The following is a 22,387-nucleotide window of genomic DNA, read 5'->3' as shown; positions in this document are numbered from 1 at the left end:
TAAACATGCACATTTACCCATAACTCCCGATGGCGGGAATATTTTAACCGCCTCGCCAGATCCATCTGTCCAGAAACCCTGCTTTTGCCCTATAGTGTTCAAACAGAGGACAGAAAAAACTTGGATGCTTAGGACATCCGAGCAACCAAAAGCAGGCAGGCTTACTAGTGTCCCATAAAAAGGCCCCGCTCGTGCGCGCCCTGCGTGCCGAGGATGAACACGTGTGGCGAGAACTCTGGACGGCATATCTCGATTTCTATGAATCGAGCGTCCCGGAAAACGTCTATTCCTCCACGTTCCAGCGTATGCTGGGCGACGATCCACGCGACTTCAACGCGCTGATCGCAGAGCTGGACGGCCGCATCGTCGGGCTGACGCATTATGTCTTTCATCGCCATGCGTGGAAGGTCGAAGACGTCTGTTATCTTCAGGATCTTTATGCCGTTCCGGACGTGCGCGGCCTCGGCATTGGCCGGGCGCTTATTGAGGGCGTCTATGCCGCAGCCGACGCCCATGGCGCCTCGTCGGTCTACTGGTTGACCCAGGAGTTCAACGACACGGCCCGCCGTCTGTACGACCGCGTGGGCGTGCTGACCCCCTTCATCAAGTATCAAAGGTGAGAATGATGCGCAGCAAAGCCCGCCGGTTCATCCTCCCGCTGTATCTCCTGCTTGGCGCGTGCATGCCCGTTGCGCCCAGCAATGAAACCGCCACCCGCGCCGCCACAGCGACTGAAACGTCCTCCAGCCTCCCACCGATGAAAAGCTTCTCGGTGCCGCATCCCTATGCGCCGGTGGCCTCCAACACCGACATGGCCCGCGACTTCCTCGACTTGTCCTTCTCATTGGAATCCGGGCGTCCGTTGCCGATCTTCACCCGGTTCGAGGGACCGATCACCGTCCGTGTCACCGGCACGCCGCCGGCCTCGCTTGCCCCCGATCTCAACCGCCTGATGCATCGGCTGCGCACCGAGGCGGGCATCGACATTTCCGCCACCTCTGGCCAGAACGCCAACATCACGGTGCAGGCTGTCTCCCGCCAGCAGATCCGCGAAACTCTGCCCTCTGCTGCATGCTTCGTGGTGCCGAATGTCTCCTCCCTGAAGGAATACAAGGCCGCCCGCCGCACCAAGCAGACCTCCTGGTCACAGCTCAAGACGCGCGAACGCCTGGCGATCTTCCTCCCCGCAGATGCCGCCCCGCAAGAGGTCCGCGATTGTCTGCATGAGGAACTCGCCCAGGCGCTCGGCCCGCTCAACGACCTCTACCGCCTGCCGGATTCGGTGTTCAACGACGACAATGTCCACACGGTGCTGACCGGCTACGACATGACGATCCTGCGGGCCTACTACGACCCTTCGATAAGAACCGGCATGACCCGCAATCAGGTGGCCGACCGCCTTCCCGCGATCTTTGCCCGGATCAATCCGCGCGGCCAGGGCGGACGCGCGCAGCGTCTGGCCAAGACCCCGCGTGTCTGGATCGACGCCGTGCAAACCGCGCTTGGCCCGGGGATTAATGCCGCGCAGCGCCGTCAAGCCGCAACAAGCGCCTTGAGAACAGCCACCGCGATGGGCTGGACGGATCACCGCCGTGCATTCTCGCATTACGCCATGGGTCGATTGCTGCAATCGGTGGATCCGGCGCAGGCACAGGATCACTTTGTCCTCGCGCAGCGCTATTTCGGCACCCGGCCTGACACCGCCCTGCACCGCGCCTACGTCGCCTCGCAGTTGGCCGCCTATGCGATCAGCGCTGGCCGGGCAAATGATGCCATCTACCTGCTGCAACCCCATCTGGACACGGCCGCGCGGCATGAAAACGCGGCTTTGCTGGCGACGCTCATGATGCTGCGGGCCGAAGCGCTGGATCTCGCCGGTCGCCCAACCGAGGCACGCGCCGTTCGGCTGGACTCCCTGGGCTGGGCGCGATACGGGTTCGGCTCTGACTGGGCTGTCCGCGCCAAGCTGCGCGAGGTCGGGTCACTGAACCCCGCCAGAGGGAGCCTTGGCGCGCTATGATCGTACTACTCGCGGCGCTCGCTGGCGCCATCATCGGCGGGCTGACTGCTGCCCGCCGCAAGGGCAACAAGCTCGATATTCTGCAATACGCGACGATTTACTGCATCGCGTTCTCGCTCGTGGGTCTGATCGTTACGATCATCATTCACCGCATCGCACTGGGGTGATTAACCAATTCTGACGCTACGTCATCCATGCGCGGCATCAAAAGGTTAACAACCGACCGGTTTTTGCCAGAGTTCCGGTCGGTTCACGTCTTTCCAAACCGTAAACGCATGTCTTGCACAGGTTAACGCCTCTGCCGGCAAGGTCTATGCGCACAACATGTGGTGGACCGCGCGCCGCCTTAACCCGGCCGTGCGCAGGATGAACCTGCCATTGCCCCGCCTGTGACGGCACGCTACCACTGAGGCATGTTCGTACCCTTCTTCGATACTCTGCGTCGCGCCGGCGTGCCGGTTTCCTTGCGTGAATACCTGTCCTTCCTCGAAGGCATGCAGGCGGGCCTCGCCACCTATGATGTGGAGGCGTTTTACTATCTGGCGCGAACCGCCATGGTAAAGGATGAGCGTCACCTCGACAGGTTCGACCGCGCGTTTGCGCATTCTTTCAAAGGGTTGGAGGACATTCCCGTCGATCAGGTGATGAACGCCATGGACCTGCCGGACGACTGGCTGCGCAAGATGGCGGAAAAGCATCTCTCGGACGAAGAAAAGGCCGAGATCGAGGCCATGGGCGGCTTTGACAAGCTCATGGAAACATTGAAGAAACGGCTTGAGGAACAAAAGGGCCGTCACCAAGGCGGCTCCAAATGGGTCGGCACCGCTGGCACATCGCCCTTCGGCGCCTACGGCTACAATCCCGAAGGCATACGGATCGGGCAAGATGAATCGCGTCACCAGCGCGCGGTAAAGGTTTGGGATAAAAGAGAATTCAAGAACCTGGATGACGGTGTCGAGCTGGGCACAAGGAACATCAAGGTTGCCCTGAAACGGTTGCGCCGCTGGGTGCGCGACGGCGCTCACGAAGAGCTCGACCTCGATGGCACCATTCGTGCCACGGCACACAATGGCTATCTCGATGTGCAAACCCGGCCAGAGCGCCGAAATGCCGTAAAAGTTCTTTTGTTTCTGGACGTTGGCGGCAGCATGGACCCGCACATTCAGGTCGTCGAAGAGCTTTTCTCCGCCGCCCGTGCGGAATTCAAACACCTCGAACATTTCTACTTCCACAACTGTCTGTACGAGGGCGTCTGGACGGACAACCGACGTCGCTGGGACGCCCAGACCGCCATGTGGGATGTCCTGAACACCTACGGGCCTGATTACAAATGCATTTTTGTTGGTGACGCGTCCATGTCACCCTACGAGGTCGCCTACCCCGGCGGCGCAAGTGAGCATTGGAACAAGGAAGCTGGGCAGGTTTGGCTTCAGCGCGCGCGCGCACAATGGCCCGAGCATCTCTGGATCAACCCCGTGCCGCCAAACCATTGGCAATACACGCAAAGTATCCACATGATCCGAGAGATTTTCGAGGATCGGATGGTGCCCATGACGCTCGACGGCCTCGACCGAGGCATGAAGATGCTTGGCTGACGTCGTCTCGATGAAAAACGCCTAAAATCCTGTACAGCAATCGGATTGTGTTAACCCGATAGGCACCCATCTTGGCCACCCTGCGCCTCAAATGATGGAGATGTCCATGTCGCTGCGTGCCCGAATCATACTCGCGATCCTATTCTGCTCAACCCTGGCCATCGCCTGCGTCGGGACACCACTCTATCTGGGGTCTCAACAGATCGCCAGCGAAGGCGCGGATCGTGAACTGTCAGCACTGTGGGGGCGGGCCCAGAATGTTCTGCAGGCCCGTGTCCAGAGCGCTGAGAGCTTCACCGCCATGGTTGCCGGAATGCCCCGCGTGCAACGCGCCGTGGACAAAGAAGACCGAAAAGGTCTCCAACGGCAATTTCCCAAGGATTTCGATGCATTTTCCGAGGCTACCGGGATTGCGCAATTCCAATTCCATTCGCCAGAGGCAATTTCCATCCTGCGCGTCCACGATCCTAGCACCTACGGTGACGATCTTTCCAGTTTTCGCCCGATTGTGGTCGAGGCGAACGCATCCCGGCTGCCGTTGGCGGGCCTCGAACGTGGCCGCAGCGGGCTTGTGATCCGCGCAATTCACCCAATCGAGGCAGGTGGCGATCATGCCGGCTCAGTCGAAGTTGGTCTGCCGCTCGATCAGAGCTTGCTGGAGCAGATGATCGACGGGACCGACGCCGCCATTGAACTTTACCTTCTGCCGAGCGATCTCTTCACGGATTTTGAAGATCCGGACATGTCCAGCACCCGTCTTCACGCAGGCTATGACGGCGAGGCAATCATTCCTCTTGAGGATGTTCCCGATGCTGTAAACCAGCCCCGCGAACCGCAGAAAATTACTCTAAGCGAAAAGTCTTACATGAGCGACATTCATGTCCTCAAGGACTTCGCCGGAAGGCCTGTGGCCATGGTACATATCCTGTTGCCACGAGCGCCGTATCAGCAAATCGAATCGCAAATTGCGATGGTCACCGGTCTCGCCGTGCTCTGTGCATTGATTGTAGGCGGAGCCTTGGCATGGATCATCGGCCACCGCCTCACATCGTACCTGACGCGCGTTGTGCAACGGATGCGCGTATTGGCGGCGGGGGACACAAACCTCGCGTTCGATGATCTAAAGGGCCACGGGCGAGAGATCACCGAGTTGGCAACTGGTCTCGAAGCGTTCCGCGACAGTTTGGTTGAAGCAGAGCAGCTTCGGGATGCCGATATGATCCGTCAAGCAGAGCAGGGAATGGTGGTGACCAGACTGGCCGAAGGCTTGCAAGAGGTGGCAGCTGGCAATCTCACTATCCGTCTCAACGACGATCTGGGGCAAGGATACGGGCAGCTGGTCGCAGATTTCAATACCGCCGTCGAACAGCTCTCAAATGTTATCTCGGACATCGCCTTTAGTTCGGAAACGGTGAACACTTCCGCCAGCGAAATCGGACGCGCGGCGCAAGACTTGTCAAACCGAACCGAAAACAGCGCCGCTACGCTGGAACAGACCGCCGCCGCGCTTCAGGATATCACCAACGCCGTGCAAGAAAGCACACGCGGCGCCCGCTCCGCAGACAATTCCGGGAAGGCAGCAATAGACAAGGCGCAGGCCGGAAATGGCGTGGTGAGCGCCGCAGTGGACGCAATCAAGGAAGTGGAACGGTCTTCTGAAGAAATTGCGCAAATTATCAGTATGATTGATGACATTGCCTTTCAAACCAACCTTCTGGCGCTCAACGCCGGGGTCGAGGCCGCCCGCGCAGGCGAAGCGGGCTCAGGCTTTGCGGTCGTGGCCGCCGAGGTCCGTGCACTTGCGGCTCGAACAGCTGAATCTGCCCAGCAGATCGGCGGTTTGATCGAACAGTCCGGCGACAAGGTGCAACATGGTGTGTCTCTCGTCATACGAACGGGTGAGGCTCTAAAAGACATCGTCACCGCAATTGACGAGGTTACCGGTCAAGTGGCACGCATCGCAACCTTGGCGGAGGAACAAGAAACCAGTCTCGGCGAGATCAACGTTGCGGTCATGCAGTTGGACAAGGATACTCAGACCAACGCGGGCATGTTCAACCAAACCTCGGCCGCAAGCGACAGCCTCACGGCCGAAGGAAAGCGGCTGGCGCTTCTGGTGGGACGGTTTCAGTCCGGCGAAACGCAGGCCCCGCATGCACGACTTCTCGCTGCTGAATAGCTGCACAACGTCTGATGCAGTAGGAAAACCAATCTATATTTTCCCACACGTGGTCTGGTGTTGAAACACTATCCAAGTCTTTGACTTTATACGCGCAGCATGGCGCTGCTGAAACTTTGCAAGCAGTCTACCCGTTCGCAATGAAGTCATACCACACGAACGATCTCGATCGCGTTCAGTGCTGAGAAGCGGTTCATTCGCGCGATAAGTTTTTATTTCTCCTGTCCAACGGAAGTCATCTCTTGCGGCGATGCGTTTCCGAAGGCTTGCAGGCGGCGCATCAAGTGACCGGTCGTTCACAGGATCGCCATGTCACGAGAGGTTTCGCCTTGCTCCGGCTACGGGCTTCGGTTTCGAACCAGTGTTACCAGAACGCCCTACCATAGCTGTAGTGCGCGCACAGGATTTCGTTTCGGGCGCAGGCCAAGAATAAGTCCGGCGCCTACAAATGACCGATCTTGCAGATAGATATGATAGTGACAGCGTCGCACTATGTGACGGTAAAGTAGCAACTTGGCGTATCGTTCAAGCGCTATTCACTGGCCGTCCGACGATTGCGACGCAATCTACCGAACGGACGCAAGCACCTTGCAGATCTGCTCGCCCTAAAGAATTTGGCTGAACAGGTCCGTCGGGGTCGTACTAACGCCTTCACAGTTGCGGGTGAGTTCTACAGCGCGGATGTCCAACATGGTGCGCTCCACTTCCATGACCCTGTCGGACTTGCACCCAACACTTGCGGGCCCGCCACGCGCCGTCTCCAAGAAATTTGATGCCTGCGCAGTATACGAGCACGTTTGTTGACCATCGGTTCGGCGGCATGGGGCCAGCGTCGCCATACTCCTCCACCGGGTCGAGACGTCAGGCACTGGCCTGACAGCCCAGGCAGCATGTCAGCGGACGCGCAAGTGTGGCTTGAACGAGTTCTGGGTGAAGAGGCACACTCGGATCCCGGCGTCGAAAAAGACCAGCGGACGCTTGGGCTTGCCGCCGTGACGCGTAAGTCAGGCCACCTTCGTAGATCGTTGGATCGAAGTTGGCTCCAAGGCAAGCCGTCGACTTTTCTTTCACCTGAAAGGCAGGTTGCGTCACGAAATCTGAGTGTCTAGTCCGAACCGCGATGTAGGCTCAAGACTTCTGAAGTTTCAGCCGAAACAGGTCGGGTTGCCGCGAGTGTCACGTCTGACAGGAAAACCTTCGAGCATCTGGCGACGCGGCGCCAACCCTTCAGGCGTCCGACCTGTCGCGTCGTTTGTAGCGGAGCTTTTGGGATTTACCAAGCTTGACCAGAGACGTTCGCCTCGGAGTGCAGGGATGATTGTCTTTGTCCGTGAAACCTTCCCGAAACCAGATCGCGTCGTAACCGCGATCTCCCAACGGCCATTCGGCGCATGGCAGGCTGTTCTATCATGGCTCTGCTCCCGGTGTCGTCACTGGCGTGGCCAGCGGCCGGGAAAACGCCGGATCGTGCGGCCCTTGAAGTCCGCGACTGCATGCAACCTGCTATTAATGACACCGATGTTCCGGCCCCTATGGTTTCGACCTGAGGGCAGACTGCGAGGGGGTACGGGGTGTGAAGCGCAGCGGTGCGAAGGGGGCAAGCTCCTGAACCGACCGCAGCGCTCCAAACTTACGTCATTCTGTTCACCGAACATCACCCCCAACCGCGCAAGAGGCTCACGCCCCGATGTCCACCGCCTTCACACCTCTTCAGTCATGCGCAAACGTCGCGCCTGAAGGCCGCGCCGTCTGAGTTTTGTTTTGCAGGGATTCGCGGCTTCTAAAGACCTGAGGTGCGTCAGCGTTTCTTCATCGCGGCCAACAGCGCGTCGCCAAACGCACCTGTGCCACCCGCACTGCCGCCTTTGGGCGCGCTACTCATCGGCCCCTTGTCACGCGGGCCGCCGCCACCGGGACCACGGCCCTTTGGCCCCTGCCCTGCGCCACCGCGCGCTCCACGTGGCCCCGTGTCGCGCGCAGACCGATCTTCCTTGGCCGAAGCACCCCCGTCTTTCTTCATCGTCAGACCGATGCGCTTGCGCGGCACGTCCACTTCGGTCACCGTGACCTTTACCACGTCGCCCGCCTTGACCACCTCGTGGGGATCTTTGACAAAACGATCCGCCAGCTGGCTGACGTGGACAAGGCCGTCCTGATGGACGCCGATGTCCACGAACGCCCCAAAGGCCGCGACGTTGGTCACAGTCCCTTCCAGCACCATCCCGGATTTGAGGTCTTTGATATCCTCAACCCCATCGGCAAAGGTCGCGGTCTTGAACGAGGGGCGCGGGTCACGGCCGGGTTTTTCCAGCTCGCCCAGAATGTCGCGCACTGTCGGCAGGCCAAAACTGTCATCGACGAATTGCTCTGCCCGCACGCCTTTCAGAGCCTCCGGCTGGCCCATTATGTCACGGATGTCGCGCCCACAGGCTTTGACGATGCGGCGCGCGACCGCGTAAGCTTCAGGGTGGACAGAGGAGGCATCAAGCGGTTCGTCACCTTCGCGGATGCGCAGGAACCCCGCGCATTGCTCAAAGGCCTTGGGACCGAGCCCCGGCACCTTGAGCAGCGCCTTGCGGGTAGCGAAAGCGCCGTAGGTGTCGCGGTATGACACGACGGCTTCGGCCAGACGGTCAGACAGGCCCGCCACATGCGAAAGCAGCGGCGCTGAGGCCATGTTCAGGTCCACGCCCACGCCGTTCACCGCGTCTTCGACCACACCTGCCAGGGCCTGGGCCAAACGGCGCTGATCCACGTCGTGTTGATACTGGCCGACGCCGATGCTTTCGGGCGTGATCTTGACCAGCTCGGCCAGCGGATCCTGAAGACGTCGCGCGATCGACACCGCCCCCCGCAGGGAAACATCCAGATCAGGGAATTCCCGTGCCGCAAGTTCCGACGCCGAGTAGACGGAGGCCCCGGCCTCAGACACGACCACCTTCGTCGGTTGCGTGCCTTTCATCAGCTTCATCGTGTCGGCAACCATGCGCTCCGTCTCACGGGACGCGGTTCCGTTGCCGATGGCAATCAGCTCGACCTTATGGCGGGCAACCATCTCTGCGATCTTTGCCTGTGCACCCCGCAGGTCCATCCTGGGTTGAAAGGGATAGAGGGTCGCGGTTTCCAGAACTTTGCCGGTGGCATCCACGACGGCGGCCTTCACACCTGTGCGAATGCCAGGATCAAGGCCAAGCGTTGCCTTGTTGCCCGCAGGTGCCGCGAGTAGCAAGTCCTTCAAATTGCGCGCGAAAACGTTGATTGCTTCCTCGTGAGAGCGGCGGCGCAGCTCTGACAGAAGGTCGACATACATGGACAGCGACAGTTTCACCCGCCAGGTCCAAGCGGCGGCCTCCCGCAACCAATTGTCACCCGGTGCCTGGCCCGGAACGCCAATCGCGGCGGCGACCATGTCTTTGGCGCGCTGCTGACCGGCCTCGGGATCCGGCGCGATCTCGATGGTCACGATCTCTTCCTTGGCCGCGCGCAAGATGGCAAGCGCCCGGTGCGAGGGGATCTTGGACCAGTCTTCCTCATGCTCGAAATAGTCGGAGAACTTGGCACCTTCCTGCTCTTTGCCCGGCACAACCCGGGCCGTGATCTTGGCCTCGCGCATCATGAAATCGCGCAAGCCGCCCAGAAGCTGCGCATTTTCCGACAGCTCCTCGGCCAAGATATCACGCGCACCGTTCAGCGCGTCCTTGACCGTTTCGACCGACGCGCCGGTAAACGCTTCGGCAAGCTGTGCGGGGTCCTTGCCCCGATATTCACGGATCTGCTCCAGCAGGGGCGCAAGGCCATTTTCTCGGGCGATCATCGCCTTGGTCCGGCGTTTGGGCTTGTAGGGCAGATAGATGTCTTCGAGCGTGGCCTTGGTGTCGGCTTGCATGATGGTGCGCGCCAGATCGTCCGTCAGTTTACCCTGCCCCTTGATCGTATCGAGGATGCTGGCACGGCGGGCTTCCATTTCGCGCAGGTAGGTCAGCCGGTCGCCCAGTGTACGAAGCTGAGTGTCGTCCAGCCCGCCGGTGGCTTCCTTGCGGTAACGCGCAATGAAGGGCACGGTTGCGCCCCCGTCCAGCAGGTCCACCGCCGCGACGACCTGCTTCGGGGCGGCAGCGATTTCGGTGGCGATGGTGCGGGCGATACGCTCTGCGGTCTGGTCCAAGACGGGCACTCCTGATCTGCGGGAGGTCCCTCATACCGCCATGCGGATAGGCCGCCAAGCCCCCGCGGACGCATCGGCAAAGGGTCGCGAAACAGCGGCAAGGCAAGTCATCGCGATGCCAAATTCCTCTGTCCCGCAGGGCCACGCCAAGACGCACATACAGGCTTCCGAACAGGGGTTTCAGCACCCTGCCAATTGCAAGCGCCGCGCATCGGTGTGCCCGCGGACCTTTCGCCCGGCACATCCGCGCCGGTCATAGGACAGGGCCAATCGTGGCAATCACGTTATGCCAGATACGCTTGCGTCGAGGCCATGCGGTCACCTGTTCAAGGGTCATGAGGTCTGATCGAGCGATGTATTCCTGCTGACGTTCACGCACGGCATGGGTCACACCGTGATCTTGCAGAAGAATGTTGTTTTCATAATTCAGATCAAAGCTGCGCAAATCGATGTTGGATGAGCCGATCATGGTCACCTTGCCGTCCAGCGTCAGGGTCTTGGCATGCAAAAGCCCATCTTTGAATTCGCGTATTTCGCATCCTGCCGACAAGAGCTTTCGGTAATAGCTGCGGCTCGCAGCTGCGACGATCCAGCTATCGTTCACTTTGGGAAAGATAAGCGTCACTGCGACCCCGCGATGCGCCGCAGAACACAAGGCCTCCAAGACTGTCTCATCCGGCACAAAATACGGGGTCGAAAGCGTCAAAGTCTCCTGCGCACTGGCGATCAGGACCGCAAAAAGCTGCGGCGTCGCCCCCTGACGTTCCGTCGGCCCATCCCCCATCACCTGCGCGGGAAAACCGCCCTCGACAGGATGAGACGTCAGAGTGATGTCATCTATTATGTTTCCCGTCGCCATCATCCAGTCACTGATAAAAAGCAATTCATTCTGCGCCACGACAGAGCCTTCGAACCGCAGCATGATATCGACCCAAGGCGCATACTTGGCTTTGACACGAAATTCCGGGTCGGCGGAATTTCGGCTGCCGCAATAAGTGATCTTGCTGTCGATCACCGTAATCTTGCGGTGATTGCGCAGATCAACGCGGCTTTTCAAGATTGTGCGGATCGGGTTGTCCAACGGCATCGCCACGGCCATCTGCACCCCTGCATCCTTCATCTGTTGCCAGAGGGGCGACTTGATAACACCACGCGACCCCAAACCGTCTGCAATGGCCCGACATGTCACGCCCCGCTGTGCTGCACGGATGAGCGCATGTGCAATGGCCCTGCCAGTGTTGTCGTCCAGCCAGATATAATAAAGCACATGAACATGGCTTTGCGCCGCGTCTATATCCGCAACGAGATGTGTATTCGTGGCCTCAGCATCGGCCATTAATTCAGCGCGGCTTTTGGCGACCGGATAAAACCCGTTGATCGACGCCGCATACAGGAAGGCTGGCCTGTACAGCGGATCGATGAGCCTTTCCGTATCTTCCGGCACCCCCATCAGATGGGACGCCTTCGCTCGAATTTCGTCGAAAACCTCGTTGTGGCGCTTGGTCGCCTTGTTCCAGGGGTCGGTTTCGCCCAGCAGAAAATAGATGATGCTTCCGACATATGGCAGCACCACCAACACGACAAACCACGTCAACCGCGCCTGTGGGGAAAAGTCATCCCGCAACAATATGCGAAGCGTCACCCCTATGACGATCAACACATGGAAAATGAGCAAAAGCGCCTGAATCATGTGATCCCCGTAAAGGCAATGTCGATAACGATAGGCAGATGATCGGAAGCCTTTTTCGCCAAAGCCGATTGATGTACATATGCCGTTTCAGCGCGCAACCCCGGCCCGAGAACAAACCGATCAAACGCAACTTTTGGCCGCTGTGCGTGAAAGCTCAGCCCCGGAGAAACAACAGTTATCGGTGCATCAAACGGGAAACGCGCGGCATTCCATTCATTGAAATCACCCGCCAGCAACACGGGATGATCTCGATCGGCCAATACCTTCTGCAAAGCACACATTTGCTTGCGTCGCATGCCCGGCGTGAGCCCAAGGTGAACACCAATCACTTCAAGATCCGGATGCTCCAACCGAACCGAAACGGCCCCGCGTGGTTCCACCATCGGCAACTCGATCCGCTCGGATAAATGATCGGCAAAGCATGATCGCACAAGTATCGCGTTGCCGTGCCAGCCATGACTGAGCGGGCGAAGCGAAACGTCCGTCATGATGTAGCCAAGTTCACTTTCCAGACGGTCCAAGGGCAAAACGCCGGCACGAGTGCCGATCCGTTTATCTGCTTCTTGCAACACGACAACATCCGCATCGATTTCGCCCAGGATATCGACTATCCTGTTTGGATCCCGTCGCCAATCAAGCCCCACGGCTTTGCGAATATTGTAGCTCGCTATCCGCACACATCCCCCCCGGTTAAAACAATTATAGTCATTCAACCTTGGCTCCCCGGTCACGCCGTATAACCTGATTGTTGGTGGCAAGCCAAACAACCCGGCCGCCAGTCGGATCAACCTTTGCCAAAACAGATTGTGCTCTCACTGAAGAAAAGAAACCCTCCACCGACAAAAAGCACCGCTGCCAATAAATCGACGATATTGCAGGCGATTTCGCACACAGTCTGGCCTGACCCCAAGAACGTCCGCCTAAAATATCGTCTCCGCGAGATCGCGCTCGACCTCGATGATCTGCGACATGACCGTCCTTTTGCGGACCATCGCAGTCTCACCTTGGCACATCGACGTCGCTTGGGCGGTCTCATCATCAGAGCCGATCAAATGCCAGCCGCTGTTTTAAGATATCAAACTCTCTCCATGGCTGAGGGAGGCTTTGAACACAGGTCATCAAGCTCAAGGCTACGTTTCTGCTATTAACTCAGAAATTCCAAGGGGTTCTCGACCGACGCTGGACAGTGAAACAATTGACCGCCTATGCCTGAGGCACCATCTCGTTGATTGTTTTGACCAAATCTGCGCTACGAAATGGCTTGGCTATCCTTTTGGTGTCCGAAAGATTATTGGGCAAAGAGACTGTCGCGTCGGTATATCCGGTCAGGAACACAAACGGGACACCATGACTTTTCAGCTTTTCTGCAACTGTCAGGCTGTTTTTACCATTTCCAAGATTGAAATCTAGAAACGCAGCCATAGGCCTGCACTCGTCAATCCGATTGAGCGCGGACTGAGCATTTGAATGAACTGAAACCTGCTTGAACCCTGCCTCGGCCAAGGTCATTTCAATATCCATCGCGATCAATGCTTCGTCTTCCAGAACAAGTATCTCGGGGTTACTCATTCGTTCCCTCCAGCTCGAAATCTATTTGAAAACAAAGGCCCTCTTCGTTGAATTCTATTTTAACCTCGCCTGAAAGATCACTCCCCAAGACCCTCTCCAGCACGAGGGTGCCAAAACCTTTTTTGTCCGGCGGAGATAAAATCGGCGGGCCGTTAAACTCCTTCCAGACAATGCGCGCTTTGGTTCCAGCTTCGCTTGTATCGCACTGTGTGCCAATAACGATATGACCTCCTTCGACAGACAGTGCTCCATATTTGGCAGCGTTGGTGGTCAACTCATGTAGCGCCATTCCAAGAGCCAGGGCCTCTTTCGAGCTCAACCGAAGGTCGGGGCCTGTAATCCGTATACGTTCAAAGTTTCTCTGTTCATACGGCGCGGCCTCGTTGCGAATGATCTCGGACAATTTGGCCGTTGACCAGTCGGCGTCCGTCAGCAGATCGTGGGTGCGAGAAATTGATCCGAGGCGATCTTCGAGACGCGCCTGATATTCAACTGCGCCAGCCACGCCCTTGAGCAGCAATTTGGAAATCGAACTGATCGTGGCGAGCGTGTTCTTGACGCGGTGTTGCAATTCTCCGAGCAGCAAATTCAGGTGATCGTTTTGCTTTTGAATGCGCTGCATCATGCGCGCCTGGTCCGTCACTTCGCGCACACAGACACCCACAGCAAAGACCTTGCCGTCCTGCCAGACCGGGTAATAATCGCCGATCCAATTGCGTTTGTCCCCGGGCGCGGCGCCGGTTTCACCCTCGATTTCAATCTCCAGCAACGGGTCACCGGACTGGATGACGTGATGGCAGACGTTTTCCAACGTATCCGCGAGGGCCGGCAGCAGATCCTTGAAAGACTTTCCAATATGATCAGCGACGGAGAAACCGTTTATTTCAGCGAGGCATTCGTTTACACGGACCCATTTATAGTCGGTGTCAATCAGCGCCAGTCCGACCGGCGTGGTGTCGTAAAGGTTTTCCAATTCGGCATATTGCCGTGCCATAGCCCGCTCATTCCGCTTGAGGGTTTCTTCGTAGCTCTTGCGATCCGTGATATCGATAAAAGACAGGACATAGCCGTCGAGCCGATTGTCGGTTGTGCGGTAGGGTTTGATCCGCAGCAGAAACACCTGACCGGAGGCGGGTATAGTGACCTCGCGTTCAAACGATTGAAGCGTTTCGTCGACTTTGTGCGCATCGGCTTCCAAGTCGGGGTAATCAATACGTGACGACAAATCGGATATCGGCCGCCCGATATCGCGCTGCCTGATGCCGAACAGTGCCACGGTCGAGGGCGTGAAATTGCGCACACAGAATTCGCGGTCCAAAAACAGCACCGCCAAATCGGTTGCCTCAAACAGGTTCTTCAGGTCCGAGTTCGCTCGGATCAGCAGCCGGTTATTTTCCTGCAGCTCCGCATTTACCGTTTCCAACTCTTCGTTGATCGACTGCAATTCCTCCCGCGAGGTTTCCAATTCCTCGTTGGATGACTGAAGTTCCTCATTCATGCTCATCAGCTCTTCGTTGCTGCTTTTGAGCTCCTGGCCAGAGGATTCATATTCCTGCATCGTTGCCGTCAATTGCTTGCGCAACTTGACGTTTTCGGTCTCCAGGATGTCACGGTCCGCTGTCTCCCTTTCACCGACAGCCTCTCCGATATCGTCGACGTCGAGGGCGCGGACTTCGGTCAACACCAGGATAAAATTCGAGCCGCTGGGGCTGACCTCCACATCGAAAAGGCGGCGCGTATCACCCTGCACAACAACGATGTTCTCGATGCGCATTGGCTCGCCGGTCTTGATCGCTTCGGACAAAGCCGTGCGCACCGGAAGACGCAATTCGTTCGCCAGGTAGGCGTCAACCAAGGTGGAGGGTGCACCCTGCGTCGGCCGCACCAATTCGGTCATCTTCCGGGAAAGGTACAGAACCTCCCCTCTGCTCGATAGGAGCGCAAATGGCGCGGCATGGTTTCGTAAAAATTCCTGCTCGACCGCTGTCTCGCGTGACAGGTCGAGCGCCATGTTCGGCTCCGGTGCAGGTTGCTTGATCTCGACAGGCAGTGCCTTCGGACGGCCCGGTTTTTGAAGCAGCGTCGAAAAGCTGGTCGTGGCCTTGGCATTTCTGCGAAAGATACGATGGGTCTTGTCCACCACATCAAAGAGATTGTCGTCACCGGCAAGCCCCTCGGACGGCCCCAGGAAAAGATGCCCCTCACCGCGCAGCGAAAAATGGAACCGCGGGATCACTTTCTTTTGCAGGTTGGCCGAAAGATAGATCAGCAAATTGCGACACGAAATCAGATCGAGCCGCGAAAACGGCGGGTCCTGCAACAGGTTGTGTGGCGCGAAGACGCAAACTTCGCGCAACTTCGGGTCGGCCCGGTACTCACCGTTCTCGATATGGAAGAAGCGCTCGCGACGCTCCGGGCTGAGTTTCTCAACCGTATCCGCTGAATAGAGACCATAGCGCGCCGACACGAGAGACGGCGTGTCTATGTCCGTGCCAAACGCCTGCAGGACACGCCGGTCACCGCGGGCCTCCATTTCCTCTATGAAAAGCATGGCGAGTGAATAGGCTTCCTCGCCAGTCGAACATCCAGGCACCCAGATGCGGATCGTGCTTTCGGAGTTCGATAAAATAGAGTCGACGACTTTGTCTTTGAGGACCTCGAAGGCTTCGGGATTGCGGAAAAACTGCGTGACCCCGATCAGAAACTCCTGCGCCAGAAGGCGCGCTTCATTGCTGTCCTCCAGGGTCTTGATGAACCGCTCCACATCCAGAATGCGCAGCACCGCCATCCGGCGTTCGATGCGACGGACCAGAGTGCCAGGCTTGTAGTCAGAAAAATCATTGCCAACAACGGCCTGCAATCGCTCGCTGAAACGCGGCAACGCGGCTTCGATTTCTTCCTTCAGACTTTCCTGATTATCGCTACGGCTCAGACGCAGGTGGTGCTGAATAATCTCATCCAGACGCGCGGAGATTTTTTCCACCGGCAAAATAAAGTCGACCAACCCGGTCGCAACCGCACTGTCCGGCATACCCGGGAACCGCGCGCCCTTGCTTTCCTGCACCAGGGCAAACCCGCCCGACCCTTTAACCTCTTTCAGACCGGCCGAACCGTCATTGCCGGTCCCCGACAACACCACGCAATAGGCATTACGGCCACGCGCCGCCGCCAGCGATTTGAAAAACGCGTCGATGGGGCGATGCAACGCGTCTTCGCTGTCGCGCTCTACCAGATACAGGTGATTATCCTTGATGCTCGCGACTGTGCCCGGCGGAACGACGTAAAAATGGTTGGCCTGTATCGCTTCGCCGTCTTCGATCTGGCTGACGGGCATATCGGTTTGCCCCTGAAGAAGCTCATGCAGAATGGATTTCTGGTCCGGCGACAGATGTTGGACAATCACGAAAGCCGCTCCGGTCTGCGGAGAGGTATTTCCGATCATGATTTTCAGGGCTTCCAACCCTCCGGCGGATGCACCGATACCAACAATCGGGATGACTGACATGACCGTGTTCCCCCAAGAACTTTTAATAACTTAATAACAAGAACCAGCTTCAATGAAAGCTATTAGACGGTTCAGCATGCTGTCACGCATCAACATTCGTCGATGTCTCAGGCAAAGACCTTCAATCCATTTCAACACTGCATGCTACCGACATCATCTGATGGTCAGCTGGCAGCTTCACCGCCCTGCGCGGACTGCTTGTCGACCATCCAGAAGACCGCCCGCCGTGGTCGGGACCTTTCAACTTTTTGAGCGCGGGGGAAAGCCGTGCCGCCGATGTGTTGCATGCCAGGACCACACTCCCATTTCCGGGCTGAGGATCGGACGGACACTGGACACGGCCAAATCGTGTTTGCGGACCGCGGTTCACATGATGCAGTCGCCGCGCTTCTTACGTCCATAGGGGGCGCGACAGGCTGCCCTTTGAGGTACGCGCAAGCTCACGCAGCCGCATGGCCTTCGCCTGCTCACTTCCATCACCACCGTCTTTTCCGCGCCGTACTCTTTGGCAACCTCTATCGTCACCCGCGAGAACATGCCCTTGTCAAACCGTCGCATTCAATCGGTATTGATCGCCGTGCAATGGCCATTCCCTCAGCACACCCTGCCATCATAAGGCATTGGAATTGTGAAATATAATTCCACTCAAAAGCCGTCTGTCGTCTAATCTTGGTTTAACGTGAACGTTTGAAAAGCAAGGTAAAAGATGCGCCATCCGCACGAGATCGCTCATCAAAATTCTGATCTTGCGACAGAAAACGGCCCCAACGCCACTGCGAAAATCTTGAGGGGTTTAGCGGGCCAAGGGTTGCCTCGACATGCAAGCTGACCGCGTCCGACCTTAATCCGTTCGGAATACGGTCTATCTTTTCCTGTATACGGCAAGCCGCTGAAACACTGTCCGGATCTCGCCCTGTCCAGCACGTGTTCCAGCAAAAAGGCCGGAACACATACGTGCGCCGGCCTCACAATTTCAAATTGGCAACACGCATTTAGCCAATTCGGTAGTTCGGCGACTCCCGCGTGATCTGCACGTCGTGAACATGGCTTTCCTTCAGTCCCGCCCCGGTGATTTTCACAAAGGTCGCATTTGTGCGCATCTCAGCCACAGTGGCATTGCCCGTATAGCCCATGGCCGCACGCAAGCCGCCGACCAATTGGTGCACGACATTGCCTGCAGGACCTTTGTAAGGCACCTGACCTTCGATGCCCTCCGGCACCAGCTTGTCGCTGGCCGCGTCCTTCTGAAAATACCGATCCGCCGAGCCGCGCGCCATAGCGCCAAGCGACCCCATGCCACGATACGATTTGAAGGAACGCCCCTGGTACAGGATCACCTCACCGGGAGATTCATCGGTGCCTGCGATCATCGACCCAACCATCGCGCAGGACGCGCCAGCCGCGATGGCCTTGGCAAAGTCGCCAGAGAACTTGATGCCGCCATCCGCGATGATCGGGATGTCACCCGCTTCTTTCGAACAGTCCATGACCGCGGTGAGCTGCGGCACGCCAACACCGGCGACCATGCGCGTGGTGCAAATCGAGCCCGGCCCGATCCCAACCTTCACCGCGTCCGCGCCTGCGTCGATCAAGGCGCGCGTAGCAGCGGCGGTGGCCACGTTCCCGGCAATCACCTGAATGCTGCTCGACAAGGTTTTGGCCCGCGTCACCGCTTCCAGCACGCCGGCCGAATGACCATGCGCCGTATCCACCACCAGGATATCGACGCCCGCGTCCACCAGCATGGCAGAGCGTTCAAAGCCCGCATCGCCCACGCCCGTCGCCGCCGCAACACGCAAACGGCCAAGGTCGTCCTTGCATGCCGTCGGGTTCAGAACCGCCTGTTCGGTATCCTTCAGGGTCAGCAGACCGGTCAGCTTGCCCGTGCCATCGGTGACCAGAAGTTTCTCGATCCGGCGCGCCCGCATGAGGGAAATCGCCTCTTCCCGGTCGGCAGGCTCCTGCAGAATAGCAAGGTTTCCCGAGGTCATCATCACCCGAACCGGCGTGTCGTCCTGCTGGGCAAAGCGCATGTCACGGTTGGTGACGATGCCCACAACCTTGCGGTCCTCGTCGACCACCGGAAAGCCGGAAAACCCGTAGCGTTCGGTCAGCGCCTTGGCATCCGCCAACGTCTGATCCGGGCGCAGCGTGACCGGATTGTAGACGATACCGGATTCAAACCGCTTCACCCGGCGCACTTCGCGCGACTGCGTTTCCGCATCAAGGTTCTTGTGGATCACCCCCATGCCACCGGCCTGCGCCATGGAGATCGCCATGCGCGCTTCCGTGACCGTGTCCATCGCAGAGGACAAAAGCGGAATATTGAGGGAAATGCTCTTGGTCACCCAAGTGCGCGTGTCCGCAGTGGACGGCAGCACGCTGGAGGCGGCAGGAACAAGCAGAACGTCATCGAAGGTCAGAGCCTCGCGAATCTCCATGGGGGGTCTCCTTGGGAGGGATCGGTTGGCACGTTCCTTTCTCATGACCGGAGGGAAATGAAAAGCCGTGGAATCGCATATCGGCATCATGCCGGCTGATGCGACAAACGCAGTCAAACCGGTTTGAGCAGCTCATCAACGGTGGCCTGCGCAACCTGTTCCGATTGCGCAACCGGGCGTGTACCCGGGCCGGACACCGGGACAAACTCGCCGCGGGCTTGCTTGCCGGCACGATAGAACGCGAATTCCTGGTCGCTGATCGTGCCATCCCCGTCGGTGTCAAGCTCCTGCACAATCCTGGACGCGTCAAAAACCTCGTCGAACGTGTCGGAGAGCGCCCGCTGCTGTTGTGGCTTTGCGGGCTGCGCCGCGACAGGTGGCAAAGGACCTGAAACGGGTGTCATCGACATATCGGTCTCCTTTCAAGGACGTCATCGGGCCTTTGTACACGTCACGCGTTAATATGATGTGATCCGCGGATAGAATCGGCATCGCATGACAAGGCTTCGCCAACGGGCGATCTCGTTCAGAAAATGCTCGAACCAAAAGGACGTGTATGACCAATCACTACGACACCGGGCGTCTGAACCTGCCCTTCACCGGGATCTGCACCTTTGCGCGCGGGCCCTACCAACCGGATTGGTCGGCTTTGGACACCGATGTTGCGGTGCTCGGCGCGCCGTTCGACGCAGGCACCCAGTGGCGGTCCGGCACCCGCTTCGGCCCGCGCGCCATCCGCGAGGCCTCCACCCTGTTCAGTTTCGGCCACGCCGGGGCCTACGATCACGAAGATGACACCACTTACCTTGACGGCGTGCGGATCACCGATATGGGCGACGCGGACATCATCCACACCGACACCCTGCAAAGCCATGCGAATATCCGCAAAGGTGTCGAAGCCGCGCTGGCCGCTGGCGCCTTGCCCGTCACGCTCGGTGGCGATCATTCGATCAACATCCCCTGCATCGAAGCCTACGAGGATCAGCCGCCCTTCCACCTGCTGCAGATCGACGCGCATCTGGATTTCGTCGATGAACGCCACGGCGTGACTCGCGGTCACGGCAATCCCATGCGCCGCGCCGCAGAGAAGCCCTGGATTACTGGCTTGACCCAGGTTGGCATCCGCAACGTGTCTTCCACCGCACGAGAAGGCTACGAGGACGCCCGACACCGCGGGTCCGACATCCTCTCTGTGCGCCAAACCCGCGCCCTCGGATCCAAGGCGGCCGCCGCGCGTCTCCCGCAAGGTGCCCCTGTCTACATCACGATCGACATCGACGCCTTCTGCCCCTCGATCGCGCCCGGCACAGGCACACCCAGCCACGGCGGCTTCCTTTATTACGAGGTGCTCGAACTGCTGCAACAGGTCGCAAAAACCCATCCAGTCGTCGGCATAGACCTCGTCGAAGTTGCACCGGACTATGATCCGACCGGATCAACTTCGATCCTTGCCGCACAACTCCTGCTCAACCTTCTGGGCTTTGTCTTCCACGCCCGCAACAAAGGCCTGACCCCTCAAACCTCTGGCTAAGCCTTTTCCCCGGAGCCATCCGTCGCCTGAAGACGGACAGGCAGAGGACGGCGCGGCGGGCAAGCACAATTGCCGAGGGGCCCCGGCTTGCCGGGGAGACGGCCATTGTGCTTTCGCGACGTGACGCCCTCTGTCAGGCACGGATGAAGCGATGGATGGCCGCCGCAAGGAAAAGGCGGGCTTTTCCTTGGTGAAGCCCGAGTAACCGAACCCGAAAAACAAAGCGTGCGCAGCACTCATTCGGGCCACGTCCCCTCTCCCACTCTGATCAGGATCAAACGCATCGGCCACACTCTGCCGCAATGCAGCGACGTTGCGCACTCCTCCCTTGCTGTCACGCGCCCTGCACGTTCTTGTGTAAGGCGAGCAGCATCACAGGAGCCCGACCGCATGACCGCCCCCCTCAAAGGCTACACCATCCTTGACCTGACCCACGTGCTGGCGGGCCCGTTTTGCACAATGACCCTCTCGGACCTTGGCGCCGACGTGATCAAGGTTGAGCCTCCCAAAACAGGCGATGACACACGTGCCTTCCCCCCCTTCAAGGACGGAAAATCGGCCTATTTCGCGGCCATAAACCATAGCAAGAAATCCATTGCCCTGAACCTCAAAGAAGACGGCGACAGACAAATCTTCGAGAAGCTGCTGGCGCGGGCCGACGTGGTCGTGGAAAACTATCGCCCCGGCGTGATGGAACGGCTCGGCTACGGCTGGGACGATCTCCACGCTGCGTTTCCCAGGCTGGTCTACGGGGCGGTGTCCGGCTTTGGCCACACAGGGCCCGATGCGAAGCGACCCGCCTACGACATGGTCGTGCAAGCCCGTGGCGGTGTCATGTCGATCACCGGCGAGAAGGACCGCGAACCGGCGCGGGTTGGGGCCTCCATCGGCGATATTGTAGCAGGCATGTATCTGACCCAGGGCATCCTTGCTGCGCTGATGGACCGCGACCGCACCGGCAAGGGCCGAAAGATAGACGTGGCAATGCTGGATTCCATCCTCGCCATCCTGGAACATGCGGTGGCGCTCACCACCACGACCGGAAAGGCACCAGGACCATCGGGCGCACGGCACCCCTCGATCACACCATTCGAAACCTTCCATGCGGCTGACGGACTGTTCGTGATCGCCGCAGGCAACGACAAACTGTTTGAAAAACTCTGCATTTGTCTGAACCTCCCGCTGTCGGACGACGAGCGCTTTGCAACCAACCCGGCGCGCTGCGAAAATGCCCGCCTGCTGAAACGGTTGATCGAGGCCGTGACGCTCGACAACACCTGCGCCTTCTGGATTGCCAAGCTGACCGCGGCCGGCATCCCCACAGGCCCGATCCAGACCATCGATCAGGTTCTCAAGGACCCCCAGATCCTTGCCCGCAACATGGTCGTGGACGTCATGGATAAGAATGGACGACAAGCGTACAAGGCGGCGGGAAATCCCATCAAGATGACCGATGCCCCCGACCCGACCTCGCGCGCGCCAGCACCGGATCTGGATGGCAACCGGGGTGAAATTTTGCGATGGCTCGAACAGGGCTAAGGCGTTCGGTCAGCCTTTGGACTGGCCAAACACCGGCGGGCCAGCCCCTCCGTTCCCCCGGAGTATTTAACCAAGCAGCGAAACATGCAAAGCAAAGGACGGTTTTACGCACCCCCCGGTCGTGAAGCGGCTTTCCCTTGCGTCTCAAACCGC

At 58.6% G+C, this 22,387-nt stretch carries 14 protein-coding genes; 7 read left to right on the top strand and 7 right to left on the bottom strand.

Translation table 11 applies throughout. From position 1 onward, the window contains the following. The first annotated feature begins 191 nt into the window (after window positions 1–191). The 5 genes from J4E08_RS02635 (at window position 192) to J4E08_RS02615 (ending at window position 5,794) form a co-directional block, all read left to right on the top strand. Window positions 192–620: a GNAT family N-acetyltransferase gene (locus J4E08_RS02635; protein WP_349537180.1), complete on the top strand. Its 429-nt coding sequence runs from the start codon at window positions 192–194 to the stop codon at window positions 618–620. Between the two features lie 2 nt (window positions 621–622). Beyond that, complete coding sequence (locus tag J4E08_RS02630; RefSeq protein WP_502949232.1) at window positions 623–2,020, top strand: DUF2927 domain-containing protein; 1,398 nt, start codon at window positions 623–625, stop codon at window positions 2,018–2,020. Next, a complete protein-coding gene (locus J4E08_RS02625; RefSeq protein ID WP_183964313.1) occupies window positions 2,017–2,187 on the top strand; it encodes an apolipoprotein acyltransferase in 171 nt (56 codons plus the stop codon). The genes J4E08_RS02630 and J4E08_RS02625 overlap by 4 nt, the downstream gene beginning before the upstream one ends. A 246-nt stretch (window positions 2,188–2,433) precedes the next feature. Next, window positions 2,434–3,615: a vWA domain-containing protein gene (locus tag J4E08_RS02620; protein ID WP_349537178.1), complete on the top strand. Its 1,182-nt coding sequence runs from the start codon at window positions 2,434–2,436 to the stop codon at window positions 3,613–3,615. A 91-nt stretch (window positions 3,616–3,706) separates the two neighbouring features. Continuing rightward, complete coding sequence (locus J4E08_RS02615; protein WP_349537177.1) at window positions 3,707–5,794, top strand: methyl-accepting chemotaxis protein; 2,088 nt, start codon at window positions 3,707–3,709, stop codon at window positions 5,792–5,794. Window positions 5,795–7,592: 1,798 nt separating this feature from the next. On the opposite strand, the gene J4E08_RS02605 is transcribed toward J4E08_RS02615, so the two are convergent. From J4E08_RS02605 to J4E08_RS02570, 7 genes are all read right to left on the bottom strand, one after another. Then, complete coding sequence (locus J4E08_RS02605; RefSeq protein ID WP_349537176.1) at window positions 7,593–9,959, bottom strand: Tex family protein; 2,367 nt, start codon at window positions 9,957–9,959, stop codon at window positions 7,593–7,595. Window positions 9,960–10,212: 253 nt separating this feature from the next. Further along, window positions 10,213–11,649 carry a cardiolipin synthase gene (gene cls, locus J4E08_RS02600; RefSeq protein ID WP_349537175.1) on the bottom strand — a complete coding sequence of 479 codons (1,437 nt, stop codon included), beginning with the start codon at window positions 11,647–11,649 and terminating at the stop codon, window positions 10,213–10,215. Beyond that, window positions 11,646–12,362, bottom strand: a complete 717-nt coding sequence (locus J4E08_RS02595) for an endonuclease/exonuclease/phosphatase family protein (protein WP_349537174.1) — start codon at window positions 12,360–12,362, stop codon at window positions 11,646–11,648. The genes cls and J4E08_RS02595 overlap by 4 nt, the downstream gene beginning before the upstream one ends. 490 nt (window positions 12,363–12,852) lie before the next feature. Next, window positions 12,853–13,218, bottom strand: a complete 366-nt coding sequence (locus tag J4E08_RS02590) for a response regulator (protein WP_349537173.1) — start codon at window positions 13,216–13,218, stop codon at window positions 12,853–12,855. Further along, entirely contained in the window at window positions 13,211–16,660 is a 3,450-nt protein-coding gene (locus J4E08_RS02585; protein WP_349537451.1) for a CheR family methyltransferase, read from the bottom strand. The genes J4E08_RS02590 and J4E08_RS02585 overlap by 8 nt, the downstream gene beginning before the upstream one ends. 1,055 nt (window positions 16,661–17,715) lie before the next feature. Then, the gene (guaB, locus tag J4E08_RS02575; protein WP_183964299.1) at window positions 17,716–19,164 is read right to left on the bottom strand and encodes an IMP dehydrogenase; all 1,449 of its coding nucleotides are present in this window, start codon (window positions 19,162–19,164) and stop codon (window positions 17,716–17,718) included. Between the two features lie 113 nt (window positions 19,165–19,277). After that, window positions 19,278–19,574 (bottom strand): EF-hand domain-containing protein, encoded by a 297-nt coding sequence (locus J4E08_RS02570; protein WP_349537172.1) that lies wholly within the window; start codon window positions 19,572–19,574, stop codon window positions 19,278–19,280. Between the two features lie 146 nt (window positions 19,575–19,720). On the opposite strand from J4E08_RS02570, the gene speB reads away from it, so the two are divergent. Together speB and J4E08_RS02560 are read left to right on the top strand one after the other, a co-directional pair. Further along, entirely contained in the window at window positions 19,721–20,695 is a 975-nt protein-coding gene (speB, locus tag J4E08_RS02565) for an agmatinase (protein ID WP_349537171.1), read from the top strand. Between the two features lie 390 nt (window positions 20,696–21,085). Next, window positions 21,086–22,234: a CaiB/BaiF CoA transferase family protein gene (locus J4E08_RS02560; protein ID WP_349537170.1), complete on the top strand. Its 1,149-nt coding sequence runs from the start codon at window positions 21,086–21,088 to the stop codon at window positions 22,232–22,234. Window positions 22,235–22,387 lie beyond the last annotated feature (153 nt).

Origin of the sequence: Sagittula sp. NFXS13, from assembly GCF_040148795.1 — a bacterium.
Lineage (GTDB): Bacteria > Pseudomonadota > Alphaproteobacteria > Rhodobacterales > Rhodobacteraceae > Sagittula > Sagittula marina.
This window is presented reverse-complemented; position numbering and strand designations above follow the sequence as displayed.